This window comes from Pseudomonas sp. B14(2017), assembly GCF_002113255.1.
Taxonomy (GTDB): domain Bacteria; phylum Pseudomonadota; class Gammaproteobacteria; order Pseudomonadales; family Pseudomonadaceae; genus Aquipseudomonas; species Aquipseudomonas putida_Z.
Genome location: NZ_NEJY01000003.1, coordinates 184958 through 198250 on the forward strand (window position 1 = coordinate 184958; position 13293 = coordinate 198250).

At 61.7% G+C, this 13293-nt stretch carries 11 protein-coding genes; 3 read left to right on the forward strand and 8 right to left on the reverse strand.

Annotated elements, in window-relative coordinates; genetic code table 11:
* Positions 1 to 76: 76 nt before the first annotated feature.
* Positions 77 to 967, reverse strand: a complete 891-nt coding sequence (locus CAG34_RS04260) for a LysR family transcriptional regulator (protein ID WP_075045447.1) — start codon at positions 965 to 967, stop codon at positions 77 to 79.
* Between the two features lie 198 nt (positions 968 to 1165).
* Between CAG34_RS04260 and CAG34_RS04265 the strand changes: the two genes are divergently transcribed.
* Both CAG34_RS04265 and CAG34_RS04270 read left to right on the forward strand, forming a co-directional pair.
* Positions 1166 to 2131 carry an ABC transporter substrate-binding protein gene (locus CAG34_RS04265; protein ID WP_085588219.1) on the forward strand — a complete coding sequence of 322 codons (966 nt, stop codon included), beginning with the start codon at positions 1166 to 1168 and terminating at the stop codon, positions 2129 to 2131.
* A 16-nt stretch (positions 2132 to 2147) separates the two neighbouring features.
* A complete protein-coding gene (locus tag CAG34_RS04270; protein WP_075045444.1) occupies positions 2148 to 3104 on the forward strand; it encodes an aliphatic sulfonate ABC transporter substrate-binding protein in 957 nt (318 codons plus the stop codon).
* 68 nt (positions 3105 to 3172) lie between these two features.
* Here the strand turns inward: CAG34_RS04270 and CAG34_RS04275 are convergent, their stop codons facing one another.
* From CAG34_RS04275 to CAG34_RS04305, 7 genes are all read right to left on the reverse strand, one after another.
* On the reverse strand, positions 3173 to 3664 hold the full coding sequence (locus CAG34_RS04275; protein ID WP_085588221.1) for a GNAT family N-acetyltransferase: 492 nt from the start codon (positions 3662 to 3664) through the stop codon (positions 3173 to 3175).
* 299 nt (positions 3665 to 3963) lie between these two features.
* Positions 3964 to 5229: an MFS transporter gene (locus CAG34_RS04280; RefSeq protein ID WP_025339453.1), complete on the reverse strand. Its 1266-nt coding sequence runs from the start codon at positions 5227 to 5229 to the stop codon at positions 3964 to 3966.
* Positions 5230 to 5262: 33 nt separating this feature from the next.
* Complete coding sequence (locus CAG34_RS04285; RefSeq protein WP_085588223.1) at positions 5263 to 6333, reverse strand: sugar phosphate isomerase/epimerase; 1071 nt, start codon at positions 6331 to 6333, stop codon at positions 5263 to 5265.
* A 112-nt stretch (positions 6334 to 6445) separates the two neighbouring features.
* Positions 6446 to 7951 (reverse strand): PLP-dependent aminotransferase family protein, encoded by a 1506-nt coding sequence (locus CAG34_RS04290; RefSeq protein WP_085588225.1) that lies wholly within the window; start codon positions 7949 to 7951, stop codon positions 6446 to 6448.
* 512 nt (positions 7952 to 8463) lie between these two features.
* Positions 8464 to 8814 (reverse strand): RidA family protein, encoded by a 351-nt coding sequence (locus CAG34_RS04295; RefSeq protein WP_085588227.1) that lies wholly within the window; start codon positions 8812 to 8814, stop codon positions 8464 to 8466.
* A 17-nt stretch (positions 8815 to 8831) separates the two neighbouring features.
* Entirely contained in the window at positions 8832 to 10076 is a 1245-nt protein-coding gene (locus CAG34_RS04300; protein WP_085588229.1) for an FAD-binding oxidoreductase, read from the reverse strand.
* Between the two features lie 7 nt (positions 10077 to 10083).
* Positions 10084 to 11505, reverse strand: a complete 1422-nt coding sequence (locus CAG34_RS04305; protein WP_085588231.1) for a PLP-dependent aminotransferase family protein — start codon at positions 11503 to 11505, stop codon at positions 10084 to 10086.
* 345 nt (positions 11506 to 11850) lie between these two features.
* Between CAG34_RS04305 and CAG34_RS04310 the strand changes: the two genes are divergently transcribed.
* On the forward strand, positions 11851 to 13251 hold the full coding sequence (locus CAG34_RS04310) for an amino acid permease (protein ID WP_085588233.1): 1401 nt from the start codon (positions 11851 to 11853) through the stop codon (positions 13249 to 13251).
* Positions 13252 to 13293: the final 42 nt, after the last annotated feature.

The window sequence follows — 13293 nt, forward strand, 5'->3', positions numbered from 1 at the left end:
TGTTTTAAGAATTTATTGTTTTTACTGTTATGCATGAATTGCATTTATTGGCGGGGCGCCAGGCGCCCCTGCGTGGTCAACCCAGGAGCCTGTGCCCTGCCACCTCACCGAAAAGCTCGACCGGTTCCTGCAGGTTGCCCAGGTAACGTGGATGGAACAGCCACAGGTCTACCTGCGGCTTGAAATCACTGACATTGATCACATCCAGCGCATCGCGGTGGCGGCTGGCCTGCAACAGTGGTTCGGGCACCAGCCCCAGGCCCTGGCCATTGGCGACCAGGCCCAGTTGCAACTCGGTGCCGAAGGTTTCCAGGTTGATCGACAGGCTCAGCCCCTGTTCACTCAGCGCCCGCTGCAGACCAGCGCGGAAACCACAGCCGTCGGGGTTGAGCACCCAGCCACGGGTGTAGCAGTCCTTGAGCTTGTAGCTGCGCTTGGTGACGCTGCCCTTGGCGGCTACCACCTTCAGCGGCATGCGCGCGATCGAGCGGCTGGCGATGCCTTCGGGGAAGATCTTGCCCGGTGGGAACAGCGCGGCGGCGGCGTCCAGTTCAGCGTTTTCCATGCGCGCGATAAGGCTGCTACCCCAACCGCTGCTGACCTGGGTGCGCAATTGCGGGTAGGCCTCGCGAATCTGCGCCAGGGCATCGAGCAGCACCACGTCACCCAGGGTTTGCGGCACACCCAGGCGCAGGGTGCCCGAAGGCGCGCCATCGTTGGCCACCAGTTCGCGCAGCGAGTCGATCTCGCGCAGGATCGCCTTGCACTGCTCGTACACCCGCAAGCCCATGGGGGTGGGCTTGAGCGGCTTGGTGTTGCGGTCGAGCAGGGTGGCGCCAAGGTCTTCCTCGAAGTTCTGCACCCGGCGGGTGATCGCCGGTTGCGTCAGTTGCAGGGCCTCGGCGGCGAGGTTGGTGGATTGGCAGCGGATGACCGCGACGAAGGCGTCCATATCATCGATTTTCATAATTGGCGCTCACAGGGTCGGAGGGAAAATAAGGCATTAGCATAATCTGCCTGGCGGGTAATGCCATCGGTTCTGGTTTGATAGATGAAAACGCATATTAGGATATTCCTAAAATCAATTTAATTTATTTGACGGATCTCGCTAGAGTCGCCTGGCACGGGCCGCATGATGCTGCCCGCCCAGACACCGAGGAACGCCATGTCCATCCGATCGAAGCTGCTGACCCTGGCCGCGGCCCTGCTGCTGGCCAGCCAGGCCGGCGCCGCCGAGCGCCTGACCCTGCGCATCGGCGACCAGAAGGGCAACATGCGCGCCCAACTGGAAGCCGCAGGCGCATTGCGCGACCTGCCTTACGACATCCGCTGGGCCGAGTTCCCCGCTGCCGCGCCGCTGGCCGAGGCGCTCAATGCCGGGGCGATCGATGCCGGCATCATCGGCGATGCGCCGCTGCTGTTCGTGCTGGCCTCGGGGGCACCGGTCAAGGCCATTGCCGTGGACAAGTCCGACCCCTATGGCACGGCGCTGCTGGTGCGTCCTGACGCGCAGCTGCACAGCGCGGCCGAGCTCAAGGGCAAGCGCATCGCCACCGGTCGCGGGTCGATCGGCCATCATCTGGCCCTCAAGGCACTGGACCAGGTCGGCTTGAGCGAGAAGGACGTGGAGTTCCGCTTCCTCGGGCCGGTGGACGCCAAGATCGCCCTGGCCAACGGCTCGGTGGACGCCTGGTCGACCTGGGAACCCTACACCGCGCTGGCCGAGCTGAGCGGGCAGGGCCGGGTGCTGGTCAACGGCCGCGGCCTTTCCAGCGGCAACAGCTTCCTCGCCGCCACCGACAAAGCGCTGGATCAACCCGAGCGGCGCGCGGCGTTGCAGGACTACCTCAACCGCCTGGCCGGAGCGCAGGTCTGGGCCAACCAGCACCTGGACAGTTACTCGAAAACCCTGGCCGCGATCATCGGCTTCCCCGAGGACGCCGCCCGCCTGCAGTTCGAGCGCCGCCAACTGCGCTGGCAGGTGATCGACCCGCAGACCGTGGTGCAACAGCAGGACACCGCCGATTTCTACAACGCCCACGGCCTGATGAGCGAACGCCTCGATGTGGCACCGACCTTCGCCACCGGCTTCACCTTACCCGATGCCGCCACGCTGGCCACGCAACCCTGACTCCGGAGACATCTACATGTCCTTCAAACCCCTGCGCCAGCTTGGCCTGGCGCTGCTGGCCAGCGCCTTGCTGCCGAGCCTCGCTAGCGCCGAACAGACCCTGCGCATCGGCTACCAGAAATCCTCGACCCTGCTGACTCTGCTCAAGGCCCGCGGCAGCCTCGAACAACGCCTGCAGGCCGAGGGCATTCGCGTTAGCTGGCACGAGTTCCCCAGCGGCCTGCCATTGCTGGAGGCGCTGAACCTGGGCAATGTCGACCTGTCGGCGGATGTTGCCGACACCGTACCGGTATTCACCCAGGCTGCCGGCGCCAGGCTTACCTACTTCGCCCGGGAGACGCCTTCGCCAACGGCCCAGGCCATCTTGGTGCCGGCGGACTCGCCACTCAGGACCCTGGCCGACCTCAAGGGCAAGCGCGTGGCGGTGACCAAGGCCGCTGGCAGCCACTACCTGCTGATCCAGGCCTTGGCCAAGGCCGGGCTGACCTTCAAGGACATCACCCCGGCCTACCTGATCCCTGCCGACGGCCGCGCCGCCTTCGAGAACCACAAGGTCGATGCCTGGGTGACCTGGGACCCTTACGTGGCCAGCGCCCAGCGCCAGCAGAACGCCCGCATCCTGGCCGACGGCAGCGAACTGGCCAGCTACCAGCGCTACTATCTGGCCAGCAGCGACTATGCCCAGGCCCACCCCGAGGTGCTGCAGCAGGTGTACCAGGCCCTGCGTGAGGCAGGTGTCTGGACCAAGGCCAACCCGGCGGCCGCAGCACGCATCCTCGGGCCGCTATGGGGCAACCTGGACAGTGCCACGGTGCAGCAGGCCAATGCGCGGCGCAGCTACGACGTGCAGCCGGTGAAGCCGGAGAACCTGGCCGAGCAGCAGCGCATCGCCGATGCGTTCTACCGCGAGGGGCTGTTGCCCAAGGCGGTGGATGCCAAGGCGGTGAGCTTGTATCAGCCGGTTGCAGACTAGCGTGGGTTGTCTGTTTGGTTTGTTCTGTCTTGTTTTCAATGTCCGCTTTCGGGCGAAAGCGGTAACTATCAACTAATGGATTTGGCCATTTCCGACGTTCCAGTCCAACCGGTTTGCTCATAGACCGGTTTACCCGTCTCGGTGGCGTGCAGGACAGCGAAGGTGATACCTCGGCGAGCGAACTCGGCGTCAGCAGCCTGCATCAAGGCTGAAGCCAGGCCACGGCGACGGTAGGCCGGCTGGACGAACACATTCAGCACGTACCCACGCTTGTCCAGGGTCGGGTGCGATGGATGGGGAGGCCAATCAATGCTCATCAAGCCAATGGCTGCGACAGGTTGGTCGCCATCCATGAGCTTGAAACCGTAGTACCGACCGTCACCGAGCCGCTCTTCCAGCCATGGGCGAAAGTGCTGAGTCATGACTTGCAGTTTTTCAGGGTCGCCACCCGCCTCAAGAAACATCTCCTGGCGATGCGAGCAGATCATTTTTGCGTCATCGGGCCCGACAGGCCGGCACTCCAAGCCTGAAAACTCTCCACATCCTTGTAGTTCGATCATCGTTTATCCAGTGTCAGTGGCCGATTCATGGAAAGGCAGCCTATGGCACCTTCAGGCCTGTTTGCAATGGCTGACGATCGACCTTGGCAAGCCACTCAGCTTTTGTCATCTCTCAGGGAACTGCACATAACTCATTGAATCAGCGGGGCCCATGTAGGAGCGGCCTTGTGTCGCGATGGGGCGCGCAGCGGCCCCGGCAATTTCAACTGTTGCGCATCATTCCTGGGGCCGCGATGCGGCCCTTTCGCGACACAAGGCCGCTCCTACAGGTACAGCGACAACCTCGAGAGCAACGATGATCAGGCTTGTACCGCGTTGACCCCGCCAGTGGGCATGGATTTTTTGCGCACCGCTTGATAGAGAAGGCTGGACACCATGAAGCCCACAATGGCCAGTATGCTCATCAAGGTGAACACATAGTTGTAGCCCTGTTGACCAGGGAAGTGGTCGAGGAGCGCGCCATAGATGACGTAGGCAAACATGCCGGGGGCATAGCCGATCAGGCAACCGATGCCGAAGGCCGAGCCGGTGATGTGCTGGGGAATACCGACTTCACCCATGGGTGCCCAGAACACGCCGCGCATCGAGAACACAATCAGGGCGAAGGACAGGGTGGCCGCCATCCCCGCATAGATGAAGCCCGGGCTTTTTGGAATCAGCATGATCACGCCCATCAACGGCAGTAACGCCAGGAATGCCCACTTCAGGTAACGGCTGGTGCTCTTGAACTGCTTGTCGGCAATGAAACCACCGGCAGGCCCACCGAGGATTTTCAGGAAGTACTGGTTGATGATGCCGTAGGCGCCGACCAACGCCACGGGCAACCCGTACATTTCCTTGAGGTAGGGAATGAAATAGGTCAGGCCGCAGTAGACGATGTAGACCATGAACACGTTGAGACTGACCAACCAGATACCGGGTACCTTGATCGCCTCCATCAGGTTCGCCAGACCGTTTTTCGGCTTGGCGGCCGATTGCGCGTTACCGCCCTTGAGCAGGAGCCAGGTCAGGGTGCCGGCCAGAATGTCGATGACCGAGTAGAACAGGATCGCCGACTTCAGGCCGGTTTCCCCCGAGCCCATGGCGACGAACACGCCCAGTGCGGAAAAGGCCACCAGCGTATCAACCACGCCACGCCCGCCTTCCAGCAGGCCGAACAACCGGCCTTGCTCCTGATCGTCACCCAGATTACGGATGGCTTTGAGCAGCGATGGCCAGAACAGGCAGTCGGCACAGACGGCCAACAGGCTGAACACGATCAGCAAGCTGCTGAAGGGCGGAAAGGTTGCCAGGTACAACCCAAGAGCTCCGGTCCCGATCAGGCCGAGGGGGATCAGTTTGCGCGTGTCGTAGCGATCGGCGAGCAGGCCGCCAACCACAAACAGTGCAGTCGCGATGATCGCGTTGGCACTCAACAGCACGCCGATTTCAGTGTGGCTCAGGCCCATGAATTCCTGCATGGGGACATAGAAGGCGTCCTTGAGGTTCGCCAACTTGTAAATGGTGCCGCCACCGAGGATGAGAATCAGGAGTCTGAGCCATTTGGCCTTGTTTTGAGTTGTCATTATTGTTCTCCGGGCGTAATCGGGTCGTCAGGTTCAGGCGTTGGAAGGGGTGGCCAGGGTCAGTTCAGCCAAGGTGCGCAGTTCGCCCAGCAAGCGTCGGACATAGGCCACCTGATTGTTCGCCCAGCGGTGTTCGTCGGCCAGCATGCGCTCGAGCGAGTAGCCTTTCGGGAGCGGCGTTTCGCTCATCTCCCGGTAAGCAATGAATGGATCGGCCGCTTCAAGGCTCTGGCGGAAGGCCGGGGCCACGTAGTGATTTTCCTGCTCGAGAATGAACGCGATCACCTGTGGGGTTGCTTCGCCCAGCATCAACAGTTCGAACAGCATGCGGGCGCTGGGCAGGTCGTCTTCGTCGCTGCCTTGCAATACGCCGTAATGGCCGAAGCCGTTCTGTTCGGGGACGATGCGTACGCCCTTGAGGTGAGCCTGGCGGATGTGCGGCGCCAGGTTGTGCAGGGCCTGCAGGGGCTGTTCGCAGGCATTGATCATGTTGCCGAAGTCGAACAGGGCATGCAGGCGAGGGTGGTTGAGACGGTTGAGCAACTGCGCGATTTCGCTGCTCTTGAGTTCTTCATGCTGCTCGAAGTCAAAGTACAGATCGTTGGCGTCGGCCTGTTGTGCGAGGTAGTGCAGGTCGGTCTCGATCACGTCCATCACCCGCGACAGCGTGCCCTCGTAACGTGAGTAGACACGGATGTTGCGCACCCCCAGGGCCTTGGCGATGGCGATCACCTGGTCGACATCCTTTTTCAGCGTGCTGCTGATTTCCAGGTGCACATCCAGCCCCAGCGCCTTGGCCTTGCTGGCAAACGCCTGGAGCTGCTCTGGCGACATCTGGCTCAGGCTGTTTTCCTCGCCGTCGAGCAAGTGCAGGCTCAGGCCTTGCAGCTCGTGGCGATAGGCGAAGTCCAGCAGGTCGGCGGGGGTGACACGACCGTGGGTGAGGTTGGTCAGCAGCGGGTAGGCGTGGGCAAACAGGCGCAATTGCCCGAGACGCTCAAGCAACCGCTGGGCCAGTGCTTCGGTCAGCACTGGAGCAGCTACGTTTTCGACCACCTTGTGGCTCAGCAAGGCGTTGAATCGTTCCTGGATCTTGTTGTTCATTAGAGTCGTTCCTGGTTCAGACTCCGGGTCTACCGGCGCAGCCTTTATCGCGCCAGTCAGGAACTCTCGATAGATCCATTATCAACTAATTGATAAGGCCACTTGCCTCGCATCAAGTGGCTGGCGGAAGGTAACCCAGCGTGCGCAAGGCCTGGGCCAGCTCCTCGACACGCTCCCGGGCCTGCTTTTCGGGCGTGCCGGCAAAGCCGATCAACAGGGCAGGCGGCAGGTCATGCTTGATGCGGTAGTCGCTCAAGGCGTAGGTGTGAATGTTGTGTCGGGCCAGTTGCCGGGCGATGTCAGTGTCACTGAGTTCGGGGGGCAGCCAGGCGATCAGGTGCATGCCGGCATCCGTCGGAGTGATCCTGAAAAAGCTGCCGATCTGCTTTTCAAGTTGTTCGATCAATGCCTGCTGGCGCGCCTTGTACAGTGCACGCATGCGGCGGATGTGCCCCAGGAAGTGGCCTTCGCTCATGAAGTCCGCCGTTGTGGCCTGAAGCAGTGTGGGCGGGCTGCGATCCATGACCGCGCGCAGGGTGCAGAAGGGCTCGACCAGAGCCTGCGGCAGAATCACGTAACCCAGTCGCAGTGACGGAAAGAGCACTTTGCTGAACGTGCCGACGTAGATCACTCGGGCCATCTGGTCCAAGGCATACAGTGCCGGGAGAAGTCGACCACTGTAGCGAAACTCGCTGTCGCAATCGTCCTCGATGATCCAGCTCTGATGCTGCGCAGCCCAGTCGATGAGTGCCTGGCGCCGCACATAACTCAGGGTGACACCCAAAGGATGCTGACGCGAAGGCGTACAAAATACCAGGCGTGCATCAGGGCACTCGACAAGGCCTTGCTGGACATCGATCCCCTGTTCGTCAATACGCAACGGAATGATCTTGGCCCCCTGGGCTTGCAACGCAATTCGCGCGGCGATGTGCCCAGGGTCTTCCATCCAGACACTGTCCTGCGGATTGAGCAGCAGCATGCCCAGCAGGTTGAACGCTTGCTGCGCGCCGGAAACGATCACCACTTGCTCGGCATTGCAGTCGATACCTCGCGCATCGAAGACGTATTCGGCAATCGCTGTGCGAAACGCCTGCAAGCCTTGCAACTCGCCATAACCCAGAATCGCCTTGGTCGGCTTGAGCAAATGACGGTTCATCAGGCGCCGCCAGATGGCTTGCGGAAATTCTTCATAGGTGCTGTGACTGGGCAGGAAGGAGGTCGGCGTCGCGGGATCCCAGTCGGCATAGGACACCCCGCGAAAATGATCGCTGCGCAGCGACAGCATCGACTGGCTCAGTTCGGACAGGCGCGGTGGCTGGCGCGGTTGCTCGTCCTCGATACTCCGGTTTTCCCACTCAGTACCGACATACGTACCTGCACCCGTGCGCGAGGCCAGGAAACCTTCGGCAATCAACTGATCGAAAGCATTGAGGATGGTGATCCGCGACAGCCCCAACTCGATGCTCAAGGTCCGGGTCGACGGCAGGCGCACGCCCCCCTGAATTCTGCCGTTGAGTATCTGTTTGCGAATCTGCAGATACAGCTGGCGGTACAGGGGTATGGCACTGGCACGGTCCAGTTCGATAGCCGACAGCAGCAAACCTGTGGGGGATTTCATGACATGCTCGTCTGGTGAAATGGGACTTGACCTGGAAACCGTCAGGCGACGGGCTTTCAGGGTAGCGAGCGATACCCGATAAGTCATCCGTCCGGCTTTGATGTCCGGCGCAGCGTCCGTTTTGGGTAGATAGTGCCCAGTCGCGAATGGCTGCAAACGACCCAAAGCGAACACTGATCCAAAGCTCTGTAGTCAGTGCAGGCCTCATCGCCGGCAAGCCGGCTCCCACAGGAATATCACCAGCCTTCAGGCATGCGCTGTACTTGTGGGAGCCGCGCTTGCCGGCGATGGGCCGCGAAGCGGCCCCGATTACAGATGTCCGCTTTGGGTCGATAGCGGTCACTCGGCGAAAGCTGCATTTGGGCTAAACACTTATACTGGCGAGAGTATCAGTCCAGGCCTTGTTACACTTGAAACAACCGTTCCAGGAGTTTCGAAACAAAGGGGGAGTTCCGAAACTTGAGCCTTTCGACGGCCATTCGGGCTCGTCACAAGCCCGGCGCCGCGTGGCATTACTGGGGAACGGCGGCGGTAATGATTACTTCCACCAGCAGCCGCGGATCTGCCAGCTTCGCCTCGCCGCAGGCTCGCGCCGGTGCATGGCCGCTGGGTACCCAGGCATCCCATACGGTATTCATCTCGTCAAAGTCTGCCATGTCGGCCAACCAGATAATGGCCTGAAGCAGGTGCTGGCGAGTGGTGCCGGCCTCATCGAGTAGGGCATCGACCCGCGCCAGGGCTTCTCGGGTCTGTTCCGCCACCGTCTGGCTGGCCTCGCCGACCTGGCCTGCAAGATAAATGGTGTCGCGGTGGATCACGATCTGGCTCATGCGCGGGTTGATCTGTTTGCGCAGAATGGTCATGGGTCAATCTCCTTGGGTCAGAAACGGCGTGAGGAAAACGCGTCGATCCATGCAGGCGCTGTTCCTTCGATGAGTTGGGTTACCAGTTGCCCTGTAACCCCCGCCAGTGTCAAGCCAAGGTGCTGATGACCAAAGGCGTGAATCAGGCGCGGTTCGTTCGGCGAGACGCCAATGACCGGTAGCGAGTCCGGCAGCGACGGGCGAAAGCCCAGCCAGCGCCTCGCCACTGGCTGGCGAAGGCCAAGCACGCGCCGTACCCGTTGCTCCAGGTACTCGAAGCGCCGGGGGTTGGCCGGGTCATTGATCGAACCCAGCTCCACGGTGCCGGCCACGCGCAGGCGACCCGCCATGGGGGTCATGTAGAAGGCGCTTTCGACCGGGCAGCAGGGGCGTTCGAGCAAGGTATCTTCCAGGTCGAACTCGATATGGTAGCCACGCTCGGTATCCAGCGGGATGCGATCGCCCAGTTGCTGCGCGAGGGCGGCAGACCAGGCTCCGCCGCAGAGCACCACGCGTTCGGCGAGCAGGCTGTGGCCATCGGCGCAGTCCAGTTGTAGTGCATTGCTGCGCCGAACAAGGCGCTGCACGGTGCTGAAACACAGGGTGCCATCCTGCAGCAGTGGCGCTGCCAAGTCTTCGAAGAAGCGCTTTGGATCATCCAGATGGGAGGATTTGGGGAAGAGGATGCCGCCTACCGTCTTGCCGGCCAGCGCGGGCTCAAGTGCTTCGAGTTCGTCGCGACTCAAGCGCTGTTGAGGGATGCCGAAGCTGTCACGCAGTGCATAACCGCCGTCGGCGCCGCGCAGGCTGTCCAGGCTGGAGTAGGCATAGATGCAGCCTTTGTGGCGCAGGTGCATTTCGGCCACAGGCGCCTCATCCAGCAGTGGTGCATACCCTTCGTAGGTGTGTTGCAGCAATTGTGCAAGGGCCGTCGCGTTGCGCTGGAAATGATGAGGCCGGCACTGATTCAGGAAGCGGACAAGCCAGGGCATCAAACGAGGCAGGCGAGACCACCGTACAACAAAGGGCGAGTCCGCCGAGAAGAGCAGGCGTGGTATGTCGCGCAGCAGGCCAGGTTGTGCGATAGGCATGCAGCCGTAGGGCGCAAATGTGCCCGCATTGCCATAGGAGGCACCTGCAGCGACCGCATCGCGCTCCAGCAACACCACATGGTAACCCTGGCGGCGCAGCCACAAGGCAGTGGCAACGCCGACCGCACCGGCACCGATTACAGCAACTTCACAACGCTCTGGCATCTTCATCTAGGCTTCAGACCCTGTCGAACATGTGCAAATGGCCTTGCTGCGCGAAACGGGCAATGACGTCCAGGGCGTGGACGAGCTGCTCGCGAGACTTGGCCGCGGAAAGGTTGATGCGCACCGCGTTGGGCGACTGGTCATGGCGCAAGCTGAACGCCCCGCCGGGCAGTAGCCCGACGCCATGCTCCTGGCAAAGGCGGGCGAAACGTGACGCGCTCCAAGGTTCAGGCAGCTGCAGCCAGGCATGTGTGCCAACATCGCTGGCCTGGTAATGCAGGCCCTTGAGGTGCTCTGCGAGCAAGGCCTGGCGTTCGCGCAATTCCTCGCGCTGATGGGCAATCAGTGCCTCGCTGACGCGATCCTCGATCAAGCGTGTCGCGATCAGCGCGTTAAGCGGCGAAATGCTCCAGCAGTCGATGCGCAAGGTGGTGGCGATGTTCTGCACCTGTCCGGGTGGCGCGACGACGAAGCCGATGCGCAGGCCCGGTGCGATGCATTTGGAGAGGGCGGTGACATAGAACGTTCGCGCAGGGCGGCGCAACATGAATGTCTCGTCCCTGCACTCGAGCAACGGGCGATAGACATCGTCCTCGATCAGCCAAAGGTCGTCGTGTGGTGCAAGTACCTCAAGAAGGTCCGCACGACGTTGCGCGTCGAGGGTGATGGCGGTCGGGTTGTGGATCGACGGCACGAGGAACAGCACCCGTGGCGCGTAGTTAGCGATAGCCTCGCCCAGGGCTTGAGGGTTCATGCCCCGCTCATCTCCATCCACGCCGACCAGGTTCAGCCCCAATGACCGGCACAGGGCGTTGATGCCCTGATAGGTAATGCTGTCGGCCAACACGGTGTCACCTGCCACTGTCATGGCGCGCAGGATGCAGGCGATGCCGTGCTGAGCACCTTCGGTGATCACCACATTGCTCGCTTGAGCGGGTACATCCAGTGCACGCAACCAGTTCGCCGCGGCTTCTCGCGCCCAGGGCATGCCCTCGGAGGGGTGATATTCCTTCATCCCGGCAAAGCGCGGGTCGCTGGCCAGGCGCGGCAGGAGGGTGGCCAAAGCCTGGGTGTAGGCATCGGTAGCGGGGCGGTTGACGCTGAGGTCGATCATGCCGGGCGCATCGCTTGGCGCCGACTGGAACTGCACCTGTACCTGGCGCGGCACCGCAACCTGGGTGCCCCGGCCTGGGCGGCTCTCGACCAGGCCTTGCTCCTGCAGCACGGCCATGGCGCGGGTCACGGTGGTGATGTTGATGCCCAGTTCGCCGGCCAGCTCGCGATGGGGTGGAAGCCGTTCGCCCGGACGCAGGGCGCCACTGCGAATGGCTTCGGCAAGGGAGGAGGCCAGTTGCGCGTAGAGTGTTTCAGCGCCGTCGCGCTGCAGCAGCGTATCCGTCTTTAGGGCAGCAAGTAGCTCTTTGAATGGGCTCATGGCCTGATTTTTCCTTGTGCTTATCCTTCACATAGCAGGATAACAGCTGGGCTTGTCCTGTATTTTTACCCATGACAAACGATGTTGACAAGACATATATGGGTTGATAGCTTCAAATTGTACTGCTTGTCATGCATTACAATAATACGAACCCCTACGGTAGGAATTCGCCATGACAGATCAGCCGTTCCACAGCCTGGCGCGCAGCCCGCTTGCATTGCTTCCGGCTCCAGGGGGCCGCGGCAGACGCCCAGAATATCCGGCGTCGTATCACATTTCATCATCCGATGTCTCGTTCTGTGAGGCTCGCTTGTACGGCAACACGCAGGATCAGGAGGCGCGCCCATGAGCAATTCGCTGAAGCTGGATGAACCGCGTGAGCGCCGGCTGAGCGGCGCCTTGCGCCAGCGGCACATCACCATGATTTCGCTGGGCGGCATCATTGGCGCTGGCCTGTTCGTTGGCAGCAGTGCAACCATTGGCGCGATCGGCCCCGCAGCGTTCCTCAGTTATCTTGCCGCCGGCATCGTGGTGATGCTGGTAATGCGCATGCTCGGTGAAATGGCGGTGGCGATACCGGGCGTTGGATCGTTTACCGAGTACGCGCGACTGGGGCTGGGCAATTGGGTCGGTTTCACCAGTGGCTGGTTGTACTGGTACTTCTGGGTCATCGTCGTGGCGGTGGAGGCGGTGGTCGGAGCCGACATATTGAAGCAATGGATCCCGCTGCCCGCCTGGGCCATCGGCCTGAGCCTGCTGGCAGTCATGACCGCCATCAATTGTCTGTCGGTGAAGTCCTATGGCGAGTTCGAGTACTGGTTCGCATCACTCAAGGTGTTCGCCATCATCGTGTTCATCGGCCTGGGTTGTGCCTATCTGTTCGGTTGGGCGCCTAGCACCGGCGCCTTGCTGGACAACCTGGTCAACGACCGCGGCTTCATGCCTTACGGCATCGGTGCTGTGCTCGCCGGCGTGCCAACAGTGATCTTCGCGGTGGGCGGCGCAGAAATCGCTACCATCGCTGCAGCCGAATCGGATGACCCTTCCAAGAGTGTCGCTGCTATGACCCGCTCGGTGATCTTTCGGGTGATCGCGTTCTACGTCGTCTCTATTCTGCTGATCGTCTGTATCGTGCCCTGGGGCAGTATCGAGGCAGGGCATTCACCCTTCGTCGCCGCCATGGAGGTCATGCATGTACCGGGTGCGACGGTGATCATGGAAGCGGTGGTTCTGGTCGCCGTGCTGTCGGCGCTGAACTCCGGGTTGTATGTGTCTTCGCGCATTCTGTTCGGCCTCAGCGAGCGTGGCGATGCGCCGGCGGCACTGTCGCAACTGACCGGGCGCCGGGTACCGCGCATGGCTGTATTGCTGAGCAGTGTGATTGGCTACATTGCCATCGCCGCAGCGATCGCGTCACCACAAGGTGTTTTCCTTTTCCTGGTGAACGCCTCGGGCGCCATCATGTTGTTTGTCTACCTGGCCATCGCGATCGCTCAAGTGCGGTTGCGCCGTCAACTGGAGCGCGAAGCGCCACAGCGCCTGACGCTGCGCATGTGGCTGTTCCCCGGTTTGTCCTACGCGGTTATCGCCGCCATCGTCGGGGTGCTGGTGGCCATGGCGTTCCAGGAAGGGCTGCGCACGCAATTGCTTGCCAGCCTGGTCAGCCTGGGGGTGGTTTCGGCGGCGCATCTGTTGGTGCGCAAGCGCCGATTGCACGCCGGGCAGCACGGGACGCGCGCTGCATAATCGCGCCGTCGGATCGAAACCCCGCCAACTGGCGGGGTTTCC